18 protein-coding genes are annotated in these 21096 nt (G+C 46.6%); 7 read left to right on the top strand and 11 right to left on the bottom strand.

Annotated elements, in window-relative coordinates; genetic code table 11:
* Positions 1-12 precede the first annotated feature (12 nt).
* Positions 13-468: a hypothetical protein gene (locus NYE72_RS02255; RefSeq protein ID WP_051491252.1), complete on the top strand. Its 456-nt coding sequence runs from the start codon at positions 13-15 to the stop codon at positions 466-468.
* Positions 469-484: 16 nt separating this feature from the next.
* Here the strand turns inward: NYE72_RS02255 and NYE72_RS02250 are convergent, their stop codons facing one another.
* The 3 genes from NYE72_RS02250 to NYE72_RS02240 form a co-directional block, all read right to left on the bottom strand.
* On the bottom strand, positions 485-2131 hold the full coding sequence (locus NYE72_RS02250) for an NAD(P)H-hydrate dehydratase (RefSeq protein WP_339211225.1): 1647 nt from the start codon (positions 2129-2131) through the stop codon (positions 485-487).
* 90 nt (positions 2132-2221) lie between these two features.
* Positions 2222-2854: an NAD(P)-dependent oxidoreductase gene (locus tag NYE72_RS02245; protein ID WP_076273102.1), complete on the bottom strand. Its 633-nt coding sequence runs from the start codon at positions 2852-2854 to the stop codon at positions 2222-2224.
* 232 nt (positions 2855-3086) lie between these two features.
* On the bottom strand, positions 3087-3500 hold the full coding sequence (locus tag NYE72_RS02240; protein ID WP_235219476.1) for a GNAT family N-acetyltransferase: 414 nt from the start codon (positions 3498-3500) through the stop codon (positions 3087-3089).
* A 179-nt stretch (positions 3501-3679) separates the two neighbouring features.
* Between NYE72_RS02240 and NYE72_RS02235 the strand changes: the two genes are divergently transcribed.
* Entirely contained in the window at positions 3680-3988 is a 309-nt protein-coding gene (locus NYE72_RS02235; RefSeq protein WP_038568468.1) for a hypothetical protein, read from the top strand.
* A gap of 637 nt (positions 3989-4625) precedes the next feature.
* Here NYE72_RS02235 and NYE72_RS02230 read toward each other — a convergent pair.
* From NYE72_RS02230 to NYE72_RS02215, 4 genes are all read right to left on the bottom strand, one after another.
* Positions 4626-4850, bottom strand: coding sequence for a YezD family protein (locus tag NYE72_RS02230; protein WP_339211223.1), 225 nt, complete (start codon positions 4848-4850; stop codon positions 4626-4628).
* 117 nt (positions 4851-4967) lie between these two features.
* Positions 4968-5831, bottom strand: coding sequence for a sulfate ABC transporter permease subunit CysW (cysW, locus tag NYE72_RS02225; RefSeq protein WP_036682641.1), 864 nt, complete (start codon positions 5829-5831; stop codon positions 4968-4970).
* A 126-nt stretch (positions 5832-5957) separates the two neighbouring features.
* Entirely contained in the window at positions 5958-6806 is an 849-nt protein-coding gene (gene cysT, locus NYE72_RS02220; RefSeq protein WP_339211220.1) for a sulfate ABC transporter permease subunit CysT, read from the bottom strand.
* Between the two features lie 93 nt (positions 6807-6899).
* Positions 6900-8027, bottom strand: a complete 1128-nt coding sequence (locus tag NYE72_RS02215) for a sulfate ABC transporter substrate-binding protein (protein ID WP_339211218.1) — start codon at positions 8025-8027, stop codon at positions 6900-6902.
* Positions 8028-8413: 386 nt separating this feature from the next.
* Between NYE72_RS02215 and NYE72_RS02210 the strand changes: the two genes are divergently transcribed.
* A complete protein-coding gene (locus NYE72_RS02210; protein ID WP_339211217.1) occupies positions 8414-10681 on the top strand; it encodes an alpha/beta hydrolase in 2268 nt (755 codons plus the stop codon).
* 129 nt (positions 10682-10810) lie between these two features.
* Here the strand turns inward: NYE72_RS02210 and NYE72_RS02205 are convergent, their stop codons facing one another.
* Positions 10811-11860, bottom strand: a complete 1050-nt coding sequence (locus NYE72_RS02205) for a lactonase family protein (protein ID WP_038568464.1) — start codon at positions 11858-11860, stop codon at positions 10811-10813.
* A gap of 249 nt (positions 11861-12109) precedes the next feature.
* Between NYE72_RS02205 and NYE72_RS02200 the strand changes: the two genes are divergently transcribed.
* From NYE72_RS02200 to NYE72_RS02190, 3 genes are all read left to right on the top strand, one after another.
* Positions 12110-12370 carry a GlsB/YeaQ/YmgE family stress response membrane protein gene (locus tag NYE72_RS02200; RefSeq protein WP_036682650.1) on the top strand — a complete coding sequence of 87 codons (261 nt, stop codon included), beginning with the start codon at positions 12110-12112 and terminating at the stop codon, positions 12368-12370.
* Positions 12371-12577: 207 nt separating this feature from the next.
* Positions 12578-13078 (top strand): cytochrome c biogenesis protein CcdC, encoded by a 501-nt coding sequence (locus NYE72_RS02195; protein ID WP_036682651.1) that lies wholly within the window; start codon positions 12578-12580, stop codon positions 13076-13078.
* 402 nt (positions 13079-13480) lie between these two features.
* Complete coding sequence (locus NYE72_RS02190) at positions 13481-14443, top strand: L-lactate dehydrogenase (RefSeq protein ID WP_036682652.1); 963 nt, start codon at positions 13481-13483, stop codon at positions 14441-14443.
* Positions 14444-14552: 109 nt separating this feature from the next.
* On the opposite strand, the gene NYE72_RS02185 is transcribed toward NYE72_RS02190, so the two are convergent.
* Both NYE72_RS02185 and NYE72_RS02180 read right to left on the bottom strand, forming a co-directional pair.
* On the bottom strand, positions 14553-16595 hold the full coding sequence (locus tag NYE72_RS02185; RefSeq protein WP_244886415.1) for a methyl-accepting chemotaxis protein: 2043 nt from the start codon (positions 16593-16595) through the stop codon (positions 14553-14555).
* Positions 16596-16775: 180 nt separating this feature from the next.
* Complete coding sequence (locus NYE72_RS02180) at positions 16776-19025, bottom strand: heavy metal translocating P-type ATPase (protein WP_339211214.1); 2250 nt, start codon at positions 19023-19025, stop codon at positions 16776-16778.
* Positions 19026-19289: 264 nt separating this feature from the next.
* On the opposite strand from NYE72_RS02180, the gene NYE72_RS02175 reads away from it, so the two are divergent.
* Positions 19290-20051, top strand: coding sequence for a CPBP family intramembrane glutamic endopeptidase (locus NYE72_RS02175; RefSeq protein ID WP_339211212.1), 762 nt, complete (start codon positions 19290-19292; stop codon positions 20049-20051).
* 173 nt (positions 20052-20224) lie between these two features.
* Here NYE72_RS02175 and NYE72_RS02170 read toward each other — a convergent pair whose 3' ends face one another.
* The gene (locus NYE72_RS02170) at positions 20225-21088 is read right to left on the bottom strand and encodes an IS3 family transposase (protein ID WP_256717136.1); all 864 of its coding nucleotides are present in this window, start codon (positions 21086-21088) and stop codon (positions 20225-20227) included.
* Between the last annotated feature and the right edge of the window lie 8 nt (positions 21089-21096).

Genomic DNA, 21096 nt, shown 5'->3' with positions numbered 1-21096 from the left:
AATGTATATCAAATGAATAAGATAAACGATTATGATATCTCTTCTGTCCGCCTGAGCAGTGGCATGTACGCATTAACCAAATTAGCCTGCGCAGGGTTAACCTACGTCCTTGTTACCTTACTTATGCTTGGATTTCCACAATCCGACGGAATCCCTGAAGGCTGGCCACTATCGATTCCTTATGCCATTTATGCTTATGGATTGCCTGCGGCGTTAGTAGCGGATATACTGCTGCATATTCTGCGTTCGAAATCGCAAATCCTGCCTCTGGCTGTATACGTCGTCACGGGTTTCGGCGCAGGTTTATGGCTGGCAGCGGAACAAGGTGCAGAGTATCTGCTATGGGGTCTGGGTGGAATTCTGGGACTGCTCATTCTTCGAGTGACCCAGCTTGGTGTGGAAAGATTCCCTCTGTTGCTGCCAGTATTCGCCCTGTTTCTGCCACTGCTCTGTTTACTGCTGTCATAAACCTTATTAGGTGTATTCAAAGCGCTTCAATGATATCTCCGGCAATGATAGCCGCCGGATTATTCCGCTGACGGGCTGCTCTCTCTCCTGCTAATCCGTGCAGGTATACCCCAAAAGCTGCTGCCTGCGTAGCATGAAGTCCCTGAGCCAGCAGGCTGGAAATCATGCCCGTTAGCACATCACCGGCTCCACCAGTGCCCATGCCGGGATGGCCTGTGGTATTTACATAAGCTTGCCCTTCAGGAGTTGCTATCACGGTATGCGCTCCTTTTAACACAAGTGTAACCCCATGCTCCTTGGCATAGTCCATAGCCAGACCGATCCGGTCACGCTGGACCTCAGCCGTAGTTAGGTTGGCTAGACGAGCCATCTCACCTGGGTGAGGGGTCAGAATTACAGAATGACGCCGCACCCAACTCTTATAATCGGAGTCAGCCAGAATATTTAAGGCATCCGCATCGATAACCAGCGGGCAATCACTGCCTTCCCAAAGACTGCGAAGCCAATCTGTATCTCCCGGGAACCGTCCAAGACCAGGACCCACAGCTATTACATCTCGCTCTTCGCTTAACTTCAGTAGCTCTGACACGGTCTCAGCCACCCAGTTTCCCTCTTCACTGCCACCTACATCAGCCAGCATCAATTCAGGAACAACACCGATGACGGAAGGTAACAGCTTCTTAGGAAGCGCCCACGTCACCAGTCCGCAGCCCGTGCGTAGCGCAGCACGGGCTGCGAGTAGTCCAGCACCGCTCATCCGTAGGGTGCCGGCGGCAAGGAGTACATGCCCATAAGTACCCTTATGGCCTTCAGGCGACCGCCGCCGGGCCAGATCGACACCCAGATGGGCATGCAGCACTTCCGGTGTCAGCAGGTGTGCCTGCACACCGCTGTTAAGAGCCAGAGCAGTCGGAATGCCGATGGCCCGTACCTTGACATGCCCCGCTGCGCCTGCACCGGGGTATTGCAGGAGGCCTCGCTTGAGAAAGGCGAGGCATACCGTCACAGATGCATGAATGCAAGGCTCATGCATCTCTCCTGTGTCCGCGTTCAGACCACTGGGGATGTCCGCGGACACAATGACCTTGCCGCTGCTGTTCGCCGCGGCAATCAGCTCCGCATAGGCGCCGCGCGGGGCTCCCGCGCCGCCGGTGCCGAGCAGCGCATCCAAGATGCCGCTGCACTCGGCAAGGTCCAGCCGATCCCTGCCGTATACTACGGCAGGCAGGCCCATGGCTGCAGCCGCATCGCGCTGCAGGGCGGCCTCGCCGGAGAGCGACTCCGGCGGCACCGCATAGACGAGCGTGACGGCGATGCCGGTCTCGCGAAGGTACCGTGCGGCGGCGAGGCCATCGCCGCCGTTGTTGCCTTTGCCGACGAGGATGAACCATCGCTCGGCTGCGGCAGAGGCAAGCGTCAGCGCATGATCTGCGCTGACCTTAAATGCCTTGCCTGGGTCATCCAGCGCGGCCTCCTTTAGCCCGGCATCGTTCCCTTCTGCTGCATTACTGCAGCCTGCCCCGCCTCTCTCCCGGCAAAGCGCGATGATCTCCTCTGCGATAACTCTTCCCGCATTCTCCATCAGCGCAATCGCTGGAATCCCCAGCTGCTGGATCGTTTCGCTGTCCAGCTGCCTCATTTGCTCAGCAGTTACCAGATACATGATTTAGCCCCTTTCCGCTATCTACCGTTCCAAAGCTTCACACGCAATTCCAAGTACAAGTCCGAGCGCAAGTCCGGCGCAAGTCTGATATCAGTAAGCGACAGTAAATCTGGCCCGACTAAAATTCCCTTCCTCCAGCTCGTCCACCATAGCTACAGCGAAATCCTCCACACTAATCTTGCTTTCACCATTCTCATCTAGAATAAGACGGTCCAATCCGATGCGGAAATGACCTGTACGACGACCTGGATGAACTACCGCAGCAGGACTGAGATACGTATAATCCAATTCTGTATTTTTGTAAATCTCATAAGCCTGCGCATGCGCCTCTGCAACTGGTTTAAACTCTTCCGGAAAATCCGGTGTATTCATCAGCAGCTCTCCAGTTTCAGTCTTTAAGCTACCTGCACCTCCAACAACCAACAGCCGATTTAACCCTGCCGTCTGCATACCCTCCACCAACGCTTTTGCCGCCGTAATCAGATCCTGCTCGTGGCCCGCTCCTGGTCCATAAGCACTGATTACCTCTTCATGGCCACGGACTGCAGCTGCTACTGAAGCCGGATCAAGAATATCCACCGTTGTTACATGTAAACGCTCGTGTTCGAGAGTTATTGACTCTGGATTGCGTACCGCAGCTGTTACTTCGTGTTTTCTTTTTAATGCCTCCTGTACAATTGCCTTTCCAATCGTTCCTGAAGCGCCCAATATTACAACATCCATCTTGTTGTTCCTCACATTCTACGAGCAAAGCCATTATCGTGCAGCCTTCTGCTCAATTATTTTTTTGATGCTCATCTGAATAGCTTTTCCCTTACAGCCTTTAAACATTATTTATCCCCTGAGATCCAATCGAAACCAGATCGCACCTACTAACCCGCTTTCAGACCAAAAACCCCTTAACCAATACAAGGGGCACTCTCTACTAAAAAAAGCAGCATGTATTCGCCTTAGCTTAGCGACGCAAAAACATTCCCTGAGAACGTGGCATAACCGATTCAAAACCATATTGTGCGTAGAGCTTCGAGGCTTCTCCATCTGCAATCAGACTTACATACGCCTTGTCTGGTACAGTATTAAGGAATTCTCTGATTTCCCGCATGATCAGCTTTCCCAAACCTTGTCCTTGATGTAAAGGCTTGACCGCGATATCCGTGACCTGAAAAAAACATCCCCCATCGCCAATCACCCGCCCCATCCCGATTAGGTTATTCTCCTCATACAAGGTTACAGCAAAAATAGAACGAGGCAAACCGATCGCTGCACCTTCCACACTCATTTCACTCAGCCCAGCTTCTTTTCTCAGCGCCAAATACTGTTCCACTGAAGGCTGTTCATGGCGTATATCAAGCTTTCTTGTTGTTTCCACCCGCACTCCTCCGTTCAGCATTGCTGTTCCCACTATATACGACTGCATGGTTCACAGGCAAGGCTCACTGCTAGGGATGTTTTTGAAACTGAGGGATAAGTTTTATATTCTTGAATTCCTTTACTGACTGTGTGGAATAGTATCTGTAACAATATTTATAAAAGGGTGGGTGAAGCATTATGTCTCCTGTAGCCAAGCTGTTCAAATGGGGAACATGCCTTTATGAAGCTTTTCTGGCTCTGCCGTTGATCGGCGGACTCTTTATCATTGCAAATGGTTGGGTCCCTTTGGCCATTGCCTTTTTGCTCCACGCTGTAGCCATTGTTGTGCTGCAGAGAGAGCATAAACCATTCATGGGTAACGTTCTGGGCATTATCACCTCGATTTTAGCTTTTATTCCGATCGTTGGTTGGATTATGCATGCCATCACTGCGTTCATCCTGTTAATGGAGGGCGTATCCGCCTCACGCCAAGCCCCTCGTTATTAACAAACGTACCTGCAACATCAAAATATGTAGCTGTCCCACGGGCCGAATCATTTGTAAAAGTCGTAAAAAGACAGATCATTCCCGGCGACCTATGGACCCAGATGACGTATTGCTGTGTTCTTACTGGTAAGCGGTCTGCTTCAACACTCATCATTCCCGGCGACCTACGGACCCGGATGACATATTACTGTGTTCTTACTCATGAGCGGTCTGCTTCAACACTCATCATTCCTGCGACCTACGGACCCAGATGACATATTGCTTTGTTCTTACTCATGAGCGGTCTGCTTCAACACTCATCATTCCTTGCGACCTACGGACCCAGATGACGTTATTTGCGCCTTTTCAGCTTTTGGAGCGTGGTTTCGGACTCCAGGGACGTTATTGCTTAGAATCAGGTCCATATGTGGTGTTTTTTATGCCAATAGCAGCTATGCGGTCCGTTAGCGTGGCAAATGTGGCATAATACTGCGTTTAGCGTCAACTGAGTCCGATGGGATGCGTCATACGTGCCAGAATATCCAAGCATACAAAGAAAAGGAGTTGCCCCAGCAGCCATTACGTGGCTTATGTGACAACTCCATAATCTTTTATCCAAAAAGATGAGATATATCTTTATGATTGCCCAGAGATTGAATCAACGTCCCGCGGATTGAGAATCGGCCCGCCGGCTGCCGTTTTCACCAATATAACGTCCATTTGCGTTGCCACTGCTATTCTCAAACCGTTTGCGTTCCGTACGCTCCATCTGAACAATCTGACCTTCATGCACCACAATATGCAATGAGCCAAATTCCATATCATCCAGAAGTCCTGCAATCCGCGTAAGCCATAAATCGTCCACTTTCAGCGGTTTAGCCATTCTCTAGCCTCCCTTTCTCACCAAAGGATTGTATCCGCCTAAATTCCTTATTTCCTCAATTCCGTTATTACCAACCAGTATACTATGAATTAACTTAGCATGGAACTAAAAGTCATGTCAATGGGCATTTTTTCGTGACAACCAGCTTTTAATGATCATCGTTACCAAAGCCAATAACAGGAGCAAAGAAGCTACTGCAAAAGATGCTGAAAATTGATATTCGTTGTACAAAATCTCAACATGCAGCGGCAGCGTATTCGTCTCCCCACGTATGTGCCCAGACACCACAGAAACCGCACCAAACTCACCCATGGCCCGCGCATTACACAAAATAATGCCGTATAGTAATCCCCATTTAATATTAGGCAGTGTGACTCTGAAAAAGATTTGCCACCCATGTGCTCCGAGTGTAATTGCGGCTTCTTCCTCCTGTGTACCCTGATCCTCCATCAGCGGGATTAACTCACGCGCTACAAAAGGAAACGTCACAAACAACGTGGCTAGCACGATACCCGGAAGCGCAAATACAATCTTGATATCATGTGCGCTTAGCCAAGGACCAAACCATCCGTTAGCACCGAAGACGAGCACAAAGATTAGACCGCCGATGACAGGCGAAACTGCAAAAGGGAGATCAATCAAGGTAATTAGAAACCCTTTGCCGCGGAAACGAAACTTGGTTACAGCCCACGCCGCTGTTACACCAAAAAAGGTATTCAGAGGCACAGTTACCGCTGCAACAAGCAGCGTCAATCGCAGCGCTGAGCGGGCATCCGGATCAGTCAGGGCAGCTATATATACATCCCAGCCCTTCTTCAGCGCCTCGGTTAACACAACAACTAATGGCAGAGCAATCAGCCAAAAAAGGACTAGCCCAGCCGCTCCGATCAACACCCATTTTACAATTGGGGTTTCTGTTGTCGCGGACGAGGACGCATTCTTTTGTAGCCGGGGGGTGTAGAGGGGGACGGTACCGGCCAAAATTATTCCTCCTTTAAGGGTTTTACGAAGACAAGATACTTCGAGTATGCAGTATCGACAACAGATACGAATTGTCTCCGAGTAAGTTTGAACATGATCGGATGTCAGCTGTCACAGAGATTACCCTCAACGAGAAGTCTTACGAACCCAGCGCTGAAGTGTGTTAATAACAAGCAGCATAAAGAAGGAAATGAAGAGCAATAGCAGGGCTACGGCGGTAGCTCCGGCATAATCATATTGCTCCAGTTTAGACATGATAAGCAGCGGAGCAATCTCCGTCCTCATCGGCATGTTACCGGAGATGAATACGACGGAGCCGAATTCACCGATGCCCCGGGCAAAAGCTAGAGCAAAACCTGTTAGCAGTGGCGGGAACAGCTCAGGCAGTACTACTGAGCGAAAGGTTCTCCAGCGGCCTGCGCCAAGGGTTGCCGAAGCTTCCTCCATATCTCTGTCCAAATCCTCCAGCACCGGCTGCACCGTCCGGACAACGAACGGTATGCCGATGAACATCAAAGCCAAGGTAATCCCGAGCGGAGTGAATGCCACCTTTAATCCCAGCGGCTCAAGCCAAGACCCAATCCAGCCATTGCCTGCATAGAGCGCCGTCAAAGAGACACCGGCTACAGCTGTCGGCAAGGCAAACGGGAGATCGATCAGCGCATCAAATATTCTTTTGCCCGGAAATTCATAACGTACCAGTACCCACGCCAGCAAAAGTCCTAGAATTGCATCTACAAAAGCGGCCGCAGCAGCTGTCGACAGGCTCACACGATACGAGGCTAATACCCGCGGGTCCGTAGCTACATCCCAGAATTTCGCCCAGCTCAGACCTGTAGAATTGAACAGCAGCGCCGAAAGTGGCAGTAGAACCACTAGACTCAGGTATAGTACACTGTAGCCCATCGTCAGCCCGAAGCCGGGCAGTATTTTGCGCCGTGTTGCTGCTGGTGCAGCCGTAGTGGTGACATTCATCCCCTATTCATCCTTTCTCGCCTTCGGCCTTTTAGCCGATCAGCCCCTACCGGGACAAATCTCAATGATTACATCCTGCGTTTCATTCATCTGTTATTTGGCACCTGGCACATAAATCTTGTCAAAGATCCCGCCATCATTAAAATGCTTCTCTTGCGTTTCTTTCCAGGTTCCGAATTTGTCAGCCAATGTGAACAGCTTGATTTCCGGGAACTTATCTTTGTATTCTTCTTTCACGCTATCTAATGTAGGACGGTAGTAGTTTTCAGCCGCGATTTTTTGTCCCTCTTCACTATAGAGGTACTTCAAGTACGCCTCGGATACCTCACGCGTGTCTCTTTTATCCACAACCTTATCTACTATAGCTACTGGCGGTTCAGCCAAAATACTCTCCGAAGGATTCACGATATCAAATTTGTCCGGTCCCAGCTCTTCCACAGATAAATAGGCTTCATTCTCCCATGCGATCAGCACATCACCAATTCCACGCTCCACAAACGTTGTCGTAGATCCACGCGCGCCGGTATCCAGCACTGGCACATGCTTGAACAGTTCTTTTACAAATTCCTCAGCCTTAGCCTCATCATTATTGTTCTGGTCTAGTGCGTAGCCCCAAGCTGCCAAGTAGTTCCAGCGTGCTCCACCTGATGTTTTCGGGTTTGGTGTAATAACCTCTACGCCCTCTTTGAGCAGATCTGGCCAATCCTTGATTCCTTTCGGATTCCCTTTGCGTACAAGGAACACGATAGTCGAGGTGTAAGGCGAGCTATTATGATCGAATTTACTTTGCCAGCCCTCATTGATCAGTCCCTTTTCCTGCAAGGCATCAATATCATAACCAAGTGCTAATGTCACAACATCCGCTTCCAGACCATCAAGCACAGCACGGCTTTGTTTCCCTGATCCACCGTGGGATTGTTTAATGGTGACCTTCTGTCCTGTTTCTTTCTCCCAATAGGCAGCAAAAGCTTTATTATAATTCTCGTACAATTCGCGAGTAGGGTCATATGAGACGTTCAGTAGTTCTACTGGATCTTTAGATGGAGTTTTTGTTGCTTCAGCCGCATTTGTGGCCTCCGCTGAATTGGTTGTTGCTGATGCGTCTGTTGCCGGACTAGCACTATTGCCGTTATTGTTATTGCTGCCGCAAGCAGCAGTAAGCCCTGCCGTCAGCAACAAGCTAAACCCTACAAGAAGCCCTTTATTCATCTTTTTCTTCATCTCTTCCACTCCCCCATGTTTTTTCGTACCAGACAACCCTTGGGTAACACAAAAAGAACGGAGGAAAGCCTACGTATGGCAGGTCAAACCGGTCCTAAGACCGTGTCTGCGAGCCTAATGCAGGCGTTCCTCCGTTCGTACGGTAAGAACTTTCTTCAATTATTCCTATCTACTTAGTTGGTTTATATGGATATAATACTGAAACCCTTTAACTGTGTCAAACCTTTTTTTCCAGCCTATGTCAAAGAAAACTCCCACACACCACACCGTACAAGCTATGGGGTCGGTTCCTGTAAGATCCACTTGTTATTGATGCTATAAAGTAATATTATTGCTACAGCTTATGGGTTAAGAGAAAATACCGCTTTATGTCAGGGGAGAGAGTCATGGGTATGGAGTTAGAGTACGTCCCTGCGCCGTTGAAACCACGGCTCCACAGACGTATGGCTCAAGAAATTGGACGAAGAATTAGGGGAACCTACCGTTACGATACAGCAGTTTGGAGAACAGCTATAGCCGGTCTTTGGATAGTATGCTTTTTAGCCTTTAGTAGTGCCGTGTTAGGCATTCCTACTGGATTAGGTAAACCTACCGATATCGCTCTTGCTGCAGGTGCAGGCACTGTCCTGCTGGCGATTTCCGGCAATATCTTAGCTGTTCTGCTAGCGTTGACCGGACTGCGTATCCCAAGATTATTTGCAGGCTGTGTATTGAGTGATTTTGGAGCTATTCTACTAATCTTATATTACGCAGATTTTGAGATTGAAGCCGCGGTTGTCATCGCGATCGTGCTTGCACTGCTAGGGGCATTAGGCGGATTAGCCATCGGCCTGCTCCGCAGCAAAAGAATAACACTAGGGCTTCTGCTAACAGTGGCGGTGACTTTTTCCCCACTTGCGCTGGCAAGCGGAGTACAAGAACTGCCTATTTCAGAGTCGGTCGATATCAACGATACGGAAGTCGTTCCACTGACAGCCTCCGATCCGGGAATACCAGGCAATCTAGCTTATCAGACCTTCACCTATGCCAGTGGTACCGATCTTCATCGTGCCGAATACGGCAAGGATACAAGCTTGATATCCTCTACGGCCGATGCTTCTGCTTATATTAAGGATTGGTCAAAGCTGCGCACTTTATTCTGGGGTTTCGATTATAAGGCACTTCCCCTGAATGGTCGCGTATGGATGCCAGAAGGTGAAGGTCCATATCCAGTAGTGCTGATGGTGCACGGCAATCATATGATGGAAGATTACTCTGATGGCGGGTACGCTTATCTCGGCGAACTATTGGCAAGCCGGGGATTTATCGCGATCTCGCTCGATGAGAATTTCCTGAATTATTCTGCTTGGTCCGGCATTCCGGACAATGATTTTAAAGTACGTACTTGGATCCTACTGAAACATTTAGAGCAGCTAGCAGATTTTTCAGATGATCCGGGCAGTCCTTTATATCAGAAAATAGATTTCACAAAAACCGCCCTGCTCGGCCATAGCCGCGGAGGACAAGCCGTAGCTATGGCCGCGGATGCCACTCGTTGGTTTAAGGATGATCCGGTGATGGCGGCAGTTAATCGCTTTAATATAACCTCTGTAATCGCGCTTGCACCGACGGACAAAACAATAGATGACCAGCAAGCCCGTCTCAAAGACATCAATTATTTGACCTTGCAGGGAGCCCGCGATGGAGATGTACATGATTTCTATGGTGATCGGCAGTATATACGCACTTCCTATTCCCAAGGATCATCTGCTTTCAAAAGCTCGCTGTATATTGCGGATGCCAATCACAGTCAATTCAACAGCGATTGGGGCGGGTATGATCAGACCTTGCCAGCTGGACTCTTTTTAAATCGGACACAAATCATGGATGCAGACAAACAACGGCAAATCGCCAAGGTCTATGTATCAGCTTTCTTAGAGACCACCTTGCATGAAAAAGAGGAATACCAAAGCTTGTTCCGGGATTATCGCAGCGGGCTGAAGTGGTTACCAGATACCGCCTACTACAATAGATTCCAAAGCGGGGGATATCGTCCTGTAGCCACATTTGACGATGACCGTAACAAAAACACTGTAGAACTGGGAACAGCAGCAGCATCGGGTATTTCTTGGTCAGAAGAGTTAGCTAAAGACCGGGAGTCGAAAAGCAAAGCCACCTATGGTGTTGTCCTTGAACGCACAGCCAGCAAAAACGAAGAAGCTTATTACAACATTAAGCTTAACGACAGTGTCCGTACTGAAACTGCTCTTTTAGGGGCAGATGGCCTTACGTTCTCCATGGCAAATCTGAATGACGACATGAATGAAGAAATGGATGTTCCACAACCTCCAAAGGTTGAGGTGGAGTTAACTGACCATAACGATACCTCAGCACGCTTGAAGCTGGATGAAGTAATGGATATACTGCCACTTCCACAAACTCAGTTCACGTTATTCCCATGGCTTGAAGAGCGGATAAACGATGGCAAATACGGCGACCTTTCCGAAGCTGTATTTCAAACCTACGAGATGCCGTTCGAACAATTTCAGGAGGAAGAACCAGAGCTGGATCCTGACAACCTGACGGAAATCACCTTCTATCTTGAAGAAGAAGGCGACCGGATCATGCTTGATGACATCGGTTTTTACGATTTAGGTATCAGAAATACATTTTAACAATCACTTGCTATTATCCTTAGGTCTTCATTTGCAAAATAGGGCTATTCCCAACCTCCACTCACGAAAAAATGAATGGATTACGGGAATAGCCCTTATTTTTACGACATACAATAACCTAGTCTCAGCCTACAACGCTTGCACACAAACAGGTGACTTCATTTCCAATTCATTTCCTGTAGGGATTAATCTGCCACTCTCACTATCGATGGAGAACGAGGTAATATTATCACTATTCTGATTAGCAGCAAGCAGCTTATCCCCAATAATTGCAAAGTTACGCGGAGTACGCCCGCCGGTAACCTGCCAATCCACTGCTTCAAGCAGACCCGTTAATTCATCAATATGGAACAGGGCGATACTGTCTTGTCCGCGATTGGAGACATACAGGAATCTGCCACAAGGGGAGACATGAATATCGGAAGCTGTATCGTCACTACCAGCAGTATAATTATCAGGAAGCGTGCTAAGATGCTGTAAAATATTTAGATTTGCATCCTGTTCATCATTAGCAAATGCCGTTACTGTACAATTCAGTTCATTCGCCAGGTAGATCCATTGTCCAGAGGGATGCACCGCCAGATGACGTGGACCTGAACCAGGTGGCAGATTAAGCTCACGATGTTTTACCAGTTTGCCCTCTTCAGGGCGATAGATCACAATTTGATCCAGTCCCAAATCGCACACCAGCACATGTCTACCACTTGCGTCCGGAATGACAGAGTGCGGATGCGGAGCCTCCTGACGGTCTTCACGAATGCCTGAACCCACATGTTTTACTTGGTCGGACATTTCTTGAAGCGAACCATCTTCATTTACAGGAAAAGCATTAACATTGCCTCCCGAGTAATTGGAGACGAATATGTAATCTTCCTTAGGACTAATGGAGACATAACAAGGAGCGCCGCCTTCCGTAGAACGACTTCCAAGTGATTGCAACGCTTTAGTTGCGGGATCAATTGCATATGCGTAAACCTCACCTTGATCCTTCTCACTAACTGCATACAACACGCTGCCTGCACTATTCACAGCTAAAAACGATGGGTTCTCAATTCCCTCGGTACCCTCAAGAATTCTCATTTCCCCCGATAAAAGACTAAGCGCACATAACTGAATCGCCTTCTCATTCTCAGAGTTATACGTTCCTACATAAAACAATGCCTCATTAGCCCGTTCCATAATAGTGGCTCCTTTATCTTTATGTATTGTATTACTTCTTACTTACCCTTTACTAATAGGGGTTTACTCATAATTTTATAATATTTTTTCACTATAGCATGTTTATAGTTGTAATACATTATCGAAACTGCATTTAGAGCCTACTCCCTAACTATTCCGGAAGAAGTAAGTTTTTCCATGTGGTTTAAAGATGGTCACAAAGGTTAATAGTAGACATCGCAAACAACAAAACGAAGGAGTTGAAGTAACATGAGTTTTCTATGGATGTTAATCGTTGGTGGGGTTATTGGTTGGTTGGCTGGTCTGATTATGGGCAGAGATATTCCTGGTGGTGTTATCGGTAATATCATCGCTGGTATTATCGGTTCATGGCTCGGTGGCGTGCTTCTGGGAAGCTGGGGACCTAAAGTAAGTGATTTCTACTTCTTCCCTTCTTTGATCGGTGCGGTTGTGCTGATCTTTATCGTGAGCCTTATTCTTCGCTCGACAAGTGGACGCAGCCGTTCGTAAGTCTGGGCTGAGATAATAATATTCACATCAATAAATCCTCGTCAGAGTATGCTCTGGCGGGGATTTTTGTATGTATCGCTCCTTTAAGAAATAATTCCTAAGCTGGAATTGTAGCGGGTATGGAGCCAATACACTTCAATGTTTTGCCATCGTTTTTCTGTTATAATGAAGATACAAGTGACTGAAATCATAGAGAGGTCGTGTATCATGGGTAACATAAACCCCTCGCTTCTACATATTGGCTCTACATTAGGGGCTTTGTTCATGGCGCTGATGGTTATTTTCATTCGTCTAAAAGCAAGCGCACGTCCGGTTACCATTCGAAAAATATGGATTCCACCTCTCGGTATGTCGACGGGTTTTGCCATGTTTGTGGCACCTGCGGTCAGGTTCCCATTATGGTGGGCGGCAGTCGCCTTTCTGATTGGCTGGTTCATCTTCGCGTATCCTCTTATACGCAGCACCCATTTTGAACAACGTGATGGACAAATTTATGCTCAACGCTCCAAGAGCTTTGCGTTTATCCTGCTCGGACTTCTTCTAGTCCGCACTTTACTCCATGAATTTATTAACCGTTATGTGTCTATCCCACAGTCCGGTGGTTTGTTCTTTATTTTAGCCTTCGGCATGATTGTTCATTGGAGATTTTTTATGTTCAAGCGTTATAAGGCTATGACTTCCTCGGGGAGTCTGCTGCCCCAGCCATGATTGTCAACAATGATCCTAAGAAGCCATCTCAGGGTGCTTACCCGATATCCTTGAGATGACTTCTTACCTCTTGTAACTCAAGCTTATGTTATATCCTCTGCTTTTTTCTACTTTTCACCCTTTTCTGACATCAATTAGCCATCCTCTTATTACATCCTCTTTTAGTACTTTACATACACTATAGGGATAGATCACCTAAAATATCTAACTCATTATGTCACCTATTCAGCATTAAAAAGAAAAAATATACTCTTTGTAAGTCCGATGTCAGGTAACCTGCGAAGGGATACGTTAAACTATAAGCATACCTAACGATAAGCTTCCAAAAGACCTTAATGCTGAAATAAATATCATTTGGAAACCTATACTGCGTATAACTTTTAGAGAGTGAGGACAAGGCAATTGAAAAGTAAATCGAGAAAAGTAGCCATCGTCGGGGCAGGAATGGTGGGTTCAAGCTGTGCTTACTCCATGGTTAATCAGGCCATTTGTGACGAGATAATGATGATCGACCGCACCTATGATCGGGCTATGGCACAAGCACTTGATCTCTCGCACTGTATGGATTTCACAAGCACACGCACAAAGGTATATGCCGGAACCTATAGCGATTGTGCAAAGATGGATGTAGTTATCTTAACCGCTGGTGCTAATCCAACAGCCGGGCAGACCCGACTTGACGTATTGGAAGCCTCTGCTGTTATTACTAGAGAAATCATTACCAACATCATGGCTGGGGGATTTGATGGAATATTCGTAGTCGCCGCTAATCCGGTCGATATTGTCACTTATATGGTCTGGAAAATATCAGGTCTGCCTCGCCACAGAATTATCGGTACCGGAACCTCCATTGACTCGTCGCGCCTAAAAACACTGCTCTCCGATGTGTTCTCCATTGACCCGCGTAGTGTTAATGGCTACGCGTTAGGTGAACATGGCGAATCTCAATTTGTAGCTTGGTCCCATGTGACAATTGGCGGCAAGCCTATTCTACAAATTTTGGATCAGCATCGCGAGCGGTTCCCGCATCTGGATCTGGAGGATATCTCCCGCAAGACAAAAGATGCCGGCTGGGAAATTTTCACCCGTAAAGGCTCCACACATTTCGGGATTGGCAGCGCACTTGCCTACATTACCCGTTCGATCCTGAATGATGAGCACAAAATTATCGCCGTATCCGCCATTCTGGATGGAGAATACGGACATAGTGGTGTATGCACGGGTGTGCCCGCCATTATAGGCAACACTGGGATTCAAGAGCTGCTGGAGCTTAATTTAAATACAGAGGAAACCCAGAAATTGAACAACTCCTGCAATATTGTACGTGCAGGCATCGAGAGTCTACAGCTGGAAGAAAGCATTTAATCTCATAAAGAACAAAAAAAATCGCTACTTTGGGAATTGGTGAAATAAGCCCACCAGCTCCCAAAGAGCGATTTTTTGTATTATAAGGAGATGAATCTCAGTTTATCTCCTACTTTTTAAACTTCTCGATTTCTTCTTTCAGCACAGACATCACTTCATTAAGTGATTCCGCCGAGGACACGACATCCTTCATAATCTCCGTCTGCTCCGCTGAAGCTAATGAGACCGCCTGAGCATTCTCAGCAGATTCTTTAGCTATTCCGAGCATATCGGATATAGAAGCCGTTATTTCTTCTGTGCCAGCTGACATCTCTTCATTAATTGCTGACACATCCTGTATTTGCGACGATACTTCACGGATCGAAGAACGGATATGATCAAAGGAAACACCGACGTTTTGCATTTTTCCCATTCCATCGCCAATTTCCTCAATACTCTTCTTCATGGAATCCGCTGCACTTGTTGTCGAAGACTGAATGCCGCCGATCAGCTCCACTATACTAATGATGGAACTGTTCGTCCGCTCCGCTAACTTCTTCACCTCATTCGCAACTACACCGAAGCCACGGCCATGTTCCCCAGCTCTGGCAGCCTCAATAGAAGCATTTAAAGATAATAAGCTTGTCTGATTGGATATCTCAGAAATTACATCCACAATTTGTCCGATCTGTTCCGATTGCTCACTTAATTTACCAATCATCTCGGCTGTCTGATTAGCTGTGGAACTGATAACAGCCATCTGTTGCAGTGTAGATTGGATTTCCAAATAGCCACTCTCTACTTCTGAGTTGACCGTCTCAGCCTGATCTGATACCGCTGCAGAGGACTCAGCAATACGTTGTAAACCTACGGCCATCTCTTCCGTTGCTCTTGCCGATTGCTCCGAGCCTCTGAATTGCTCTTCCATTCCTTGAGCCACTTCTTGGATAACTGTTGCTACCTCTGCTGAAGTATAAGACGACCGTTGAGCCGATTTCAGCATTCCTTCTGAGGAATAAGAAACCTCCACTACCGTTGTATCAATCTTGTTGACAATACCGGAGAGTGTCTCAATCATATCATTGATATTTTGACTCATCTCGCCGATTTCATCTCCGGATTGCACTTTAACCCTCTCATTCAGATGACCCTCTGCCACCTTTTTCATAGTGGAGGAAATAGCTTTAATGGGTCTAACGATAAGGCGAGTAAGGTAGAGAGAAACAAAAATTATGACGAGTATAACTGCCAATAAGATGAACATTGCTGTTCTTTGTGCAGAGGTCACTTTGGCAAAAACCTCTTTCTCCGGTACTGTTACAAGAAGCTTCAGGTCAGTATCTGGAATGGTCTTAAAGTATGTAATGACTTTCTTACCATCTTCGCCCTTATAAGTTTCGGACCCCTCTTTGTTGCTCAAAATCTTGTCAACGACCTTCTGAAGAGCCGGTTCTTTAGCGTAATCGGTAATTTTTTTGCCCATACGACTGACGTCTGGATAAGTATAATACATGCCATCATTTGAGATCACGTATCCAAATCCGGTATCCGCCATAGTAATTTCATTACTCATTTCGGCAAGAACTTCAGGAGTAATCGAGAAGACAATACCTCCCATAAATTGCTTATCCTTATCCATGACAGGAACTACGATCGGAATGATATATTTATCAAGCTGCTCCAGATAGGACATTTCCCCCAACACAGGCGCATGTGTTTCTTTCGCTTTCAAGAAATAGCTCGCATCTGCTACACTTGCGGTCATGTTCATCATATTAGTTAACTGGCCGTCTTTACTGATGACACTGTAACCTTCTGTCTCACTGTCACTTTCCTCCAGCACTTCTATCACAGGGAAGATACTCGCTGGATTCGTAAAATCGAACTCAGGATGCTGGGACACCAGATCCTTTACGGACGAGGTTTTGTTGGATAGCCACTCATCCATCCGGAATGTGTTCGTATTAATGGTGTCCTGCGCCATTTGCTCACTGTCTGTGCGTGTGACATTGCCGAAATAATCAAGTAAAAATATGGTCGCTACCATGAGCGGCACGATTGCAATAGCTAATATAACAGATGACCACTTAAGTTGAATTGACGTCGCTTTTCTCTTCGTTACATTTTTTCTCATTTTTTTCATCTTGTTTCCTTTCATTTCATTTTCATTCACGATGAAATAGCCTCCTGACTCCATTTGTTATAATGTCTCCTGATGTGGATATATCTTCTATATCGGCAAAAAAAGACAAATTCTTTGCTGGCAAATAAAAAAAATAAGCCCTAAGACCCCTAAAACTGGAATCCTAAAGCTTACTTTTGTTGAAATCATTTATTTAAACACCAAAGATACTTAACCCTCGTCTTGCACTTTTAAAGCTCGAATACTGTTCAGTACGGCTAGTACGGTTACCCCTACATCTGAGAATACAGCCTCCCACATCGTGGCAATCCCGAATGCACCGAGCAGAAGGAATATAGCTTTTACACCTAAAGCAAAAATAATATTTTGCCATACGATGGTCCGAGTACGCTTGGCAATTCCGATAGCTACAGCAATCTTCGAAGGTTCATCGGTCATAATTACAATATCCGCTGCTTCAATGGCAGCGTCGGAACCGAGTCCCCCCATAGCGATCCCGACATCGGCTCTAGCCAGTACAGGAGTATCATTAATTCCGTCTCCGACAAAAATAATCTTCTCGCGTGGAGACTTTTCACGATCCAGCTTCTCGATGGCCTCTACCTTATGCTGTGGTAAAAGCTCTGCGTGTACCTCATCTACCCCTAACTGCTTCCCTACATCTTCAGCTACGGCGGAAGCATCACCTGTCAGCATCACCGTCTTGCGTATACCAAGCTTTTTGAGGCGCTGAATGGCCTGCAGTGAGTCCTCCTTCACTTCATCGGCGATCACCAGATAACCCTCGTATTGATGATCTACCGCAATGTGAACAACGGTACCGCTCTGCTCTGGGACCTCATAAGCAATTCCCTCACGCTCCATCAGACGTGCGTTACCTGCAAATACGGTCTTGCCTTCGATAGTTACTTCGATACCATGACCAGAGATTTCATTGTAATTCGTGATAGCTTCCTTAGAAATCTGTTCACCATAAGCCGTCCGAATCGACTCAGCGATCGGGTGATTGGAATGGCTCTCCGCATAAGCGGCTGTCCGCAGTAATTCATCCTTAGATTTGCCACCCGACGGATAAATCCCCGTCACCTTAAACTGTCCCTTGGTCAACGTTCCCGTTTTATCAAAGACAACTACCTTCACATCATTTAGGGCTTCCAGGTAGTTGCTTCCCTTAATCAGAATACCGCTGCGTGAAGCTGCACCAATCCCTCCGAAGAATCCCAGTGGAATCGAGACCACAAGCGCACAAGGACAAGAGATTACGAGGAATACAAGTGCTCGGTAAATCCAATCCGAAAAAGTCGCACCACTGATCAGCAGTGGAGGAACGACGGCCAGCAGGACTGCTGTGATCACTACTACAGGCGTGTAGGCACGTGCAAATTTAGTAATAAAGTTCTCGGTTTTAGCTTTGTTGCTTGATGCATTCTGCACTAGCTCCAGTATTTTGGATACGGCCGATTCTCCAAAGGTCTGAGTAACTTGCACAGTAATTACGCCGTTCCGGTTAATAAAACCACTTAACACCGCACTTCCTGGACCAGCTGATCGTGGCACCGACTCTCCAGTAAGTGCAGATGTGTCCATCATGGCGTTACCTTCAAATATAGTTCCGTCAAGGGGTACTTTCTCACCGGGTTTAACAACAATCAAATCTCCGATGGCTACTTCCTCAGGTGAGACCTTCTTCAGATCATTTCCAAGCTTGAGATAGGCAAACTCGGGGCGAATATCCATAAGTGCCGTAATAGATCGGCGTGAACGATTCACAGCCAGGCCTTGGAACAATTCTCCAATCTGGTAAAACAGCATTACTGCCACGCCCTCTGGATACTCACCAATCGCAAATGCACCGATAGTTGCCAGAGCCATCAGGAAATTCTCATCAAACACCTGGCCACGGATGATGTTCTTAACCGCCTGCCAGACAACTTCACCACCCACGATAAGATAGGCTGCCAAAAAGATCAGCAATTCAACCACTCCATCCACGGGCAGGAATATCCCAGCTAGAGCAAGAATTCCACCAGCGCCTAACCGCAGCAATATTTTGCGTGTATCACCTTCTCCATGCTCGTGAGTATGACCATGACCTTCAGCATCCTCATGACCATGATGATGTCCAGCAGCTTGATGATCGTGAACATGCTCGTGTCCATGCTCGTGAGCATGCGTATGTTCATGAGCACCGCTATTGCGCGCCTTGTGATTTCCCCCAACCTTCTCTTTCACATTTACGTGGGGCTCGAGTGCCTTCACCATTTTCTTCGCTTCTACAATCGCTGATTCCTCATACCCTGCGGCGGTTTCCAACGTCATTGTTTTTGTTACAAAGTTAACGGAACAAGACGATACACCTTCAATCTTTTTCACCTTATCTTCAATTTTCATCGCGCAATTGGCGCAATCCAAACCTTCTAATTCCCACTGACGTTTTAATTTTCCTTGCATTGTATCCATACGGCACATCTCCTCAAATAAAAACCATATATGAGCACTTGTTCATATGTTATCTTAGCCCTATTATATTCCCTTTATATTTCAAGGTCAATACGCGATATACACCATTTTTCTACATTATCTTAAAAATTAAATCAATTGACCTTTACGTGAAAATATGTAAAATCATGTATGACCGAAAGTAAGTTTCTTACATACGAATGACCCCATTATCAATGAAGCTCGATGGGCAAATGATTTACACAGAAGGGATGAATTTAGAACATGTCAAAGCTAGCCAAAACGTCTTCTTTTTCACAGAAACACCCCATTTGGAGCGTAGTTATTATCGAGGTGTTATTACTTGTAGCCGTAACTGCCGCCGGGGCTTACGCAACCATTAAGGAACTTGCGTACAACGCCCCTGTACTTATCTCCTTCATCCCAATCGCGCTTGTACTCATCATCTACTTTACAGTTAAGCGCAAATGGAGCACGCTCGGCTTCCGACCTCTAAACACCATATCCTCGGGCAACTGGATCTATTATGCCCCACTAGTAGTGGTCCTGATTACCATATCCTTTAAGGGTGTTCGTGAGATCAGCGCATCCGAGGTACTGTTCTTTATTTTTTTCACCCTGCTGGTCGCTTTTGTGGAGGAAAGCATCTATCGCGGTTTGATTTTTAAGACCTTGCTTCCTAAAGGGGCTAAAACAGCAGTGATCACTTCAAGCATTCTCTTCTCTATTACCCACTTACTTAATGCATTATCCGGCACAGATATCACACAAATTCTTCTACAACTCGTATATGCGCTTCTGATCGGTTTTGCGCTAGCCTTGCTGATGCTAAAAAATAATAATATTCTTCCGCTGATATCCTTTCATTTTATACATAATTTAATTCAGTTTGTGGGCAATGATAATACGAGTGAATACATGGGAATCGATCTATTTATCCTGCTAGTGCTCGCAGTGCAATGTGTCTGGCTAGTGTTGTCCTTTAGAAAACCAAACCTAACGAAGAACCTAAATCAAGCCAGTTAATAAGCTAACCCTTGCTTCAAAATACAAGGCTTCAGTGGATTCAACTTGGTTTCATTAGAGCAATATTTGTCGCAACCCACACAGCTAACGGACCCAGTTGACCCTAAAAGCAGTATTATCCCCGATTTAGCATATTATCGGACCCCATGGACCTCTGTCAAGAAAGTGGACAGTTACGCAACAGACATTCTAGTCAATTGCTCAGCAAAACGAACTGGAGAAAGATACCCCAGCGCGCCATGCATTCGCTTGCGGTTATAATAAAACTCAATATATTGAAAAAGTGTCTGGTAGGCTTGCTCCTTAGTTTTGAATCGTGGATTACAATAAATGAGCTCCTTTTTCAAAATGCTGTGCCACGACTCGATACAGGCGTTATCATAACAGTTACCTCTGCGGCTCATGCTGGACTCCATGCCATACGCTTTCAACTGCTTCGTGTATTCATGAGAAGTATATTGAGAACCTCTATCGGAGTGATGTAATAGACCCTTTTCCGGTTGTTTAGCTTCGTAAGCATCTTGTAAGGCGCCCGAAATTAAGCTAGTTTCCATATGGTTCTCCAAGCGCCACCCCACGATTTCGCGCGTGCAAAGGTCCATCACACTAGCCAGGTACAAGCGCCCTCCCCGGCAAGGAATGTATGTAATGTCGGTAACCCATACTGAATTGGGTTTGAGTATTTTAAATTGCTGGTTCAGCGTATTTGGGGCAATCGGATGGTCATGATTGGAGTCGGTGGTCTGTACGCGATACGTTTTGGAGACAATGGAGCGAAGCTTCATATGTCGCATGTACACACTCACCGTGCGTTCGGTAACGGTATAACCTTCTTGATGCAACAGGCGGGTGATCTTCGGACTCCCATACCGCTTTTGATGGTCTGCAAAATGATACTGAATTCGCTTCATTATCGCAGCCTTACGAAGCATATGCGTACTGTTTTTTTCTGTCCGCCACTTGTAGTACCCGCTCCGTGACACATGTAGGGTCATGCACATCTTCTCCAAGAGAAACTCGGAGCGATGTTTTTCAATAAACTGGA

The organism is Paenibacillus sp. FSL L8-0333 (genome assembly GCF_037965665.1).
Taxonomy (GTDB): domain Bacteria; phylum Bacillota; class Bacilli; order Paenibacillales; family Paenibacillaceae; genus Paenibacillus_AQ; species Paenibacillus_AQ odorifer.
The sequence above is the reverse complement of the archived record's forward strand: the minus strand, read 5'-3'. Positions and strand labels throughout refer to the sequence as shown.

Coding starts and splice junctions, on each gene's coding strand:
- NYE72_RS02255 (WP_051491252.1), top strand. CDS start 13: ATGAATAAGATAAACGATTATGATATCTCTTCTGTCCGCCTGAGCAGT.
- NYE72_RS02250 (WP_339211225.1), bottom strand. CDS start 2,131: ATGTATCTGGTAACTGCTGAGCAAATGAGGCAGCTGGACAGCGAAACG.
- NYE72_RS02245 (WP_076273102.1), bottom strand. CDS start 2,854: ATGGATGTTGTAATATTGGGCGCTTCAGGAACGATTGGAAAGGCAATT.
- NYE72_RS02235 (WP_038568468.1), top strand. CDS start 3,680: ATGTCTCCTGTAGCCAAGCTGTTCAAATGGGGAACATGCCTTTATGAA.
- NYE72_RS02230 (WP_339211223.1), bottom strand. CDS start 4,850: ATGGCTAAACCGCTGAAAGTGGACGATTTATGGCTTACGCGGATTGCA.
- cysT (WP_339211220.1), bottom strand. CDS start 6,806: ATGAATGTCACCACTACGGCTGCACCAGCAGCAACACGGCGCAAAATA.
- NYE72_RS02215 (WP_339211218.1), bottom strand. CDS start 8,027: ATGAAGAAAAAGATGAATAAAGGGCTTCTTGTAGGGTTTAGCTTGTTG.
- NYE72_RS02210 (WP_339211217.1), top strand. CDS start 8,414: ATGGGTATGGAGTTAGAGTACGTCCCTGCGCCGTTGAAACCACGGCTC.
- NYE72_RS02205 (WP_038568464.1), bottom strand. CDS start 11,860: ATGGAACGGGCTAATGAGGCATTGTTTTATGTAGGAACGTATAACTCT.
- NYE72_RS02200 (WP_036682650.1), top strand. CDS start 12,110: ATGAGTTTTCTATGGATGTTAATCGTTGGTGGGGTTATTGGTTGGTTG.
- NYE72_RS02195 (WP_036682651.1), top strand. CDS start 12,578: ATGGGTAACATAAACCCCTCGCTTCTACATATTGGCTCTACATTAGGG.
- NYE72_RS02180 (WP_339211214.1), bottom strand. CDS start 19,025: ATGGATACAATGCAAGGAAAATTAAAACGTCAGTGGGAATTAGAAGGT.
- NYE72_RS02175 (WP_339211212.1), top strand. CDS start 19,290: ATGTCAAAGCTAGCCAAAACGTCTTCTTTTTCACAGAAACACCCCATT.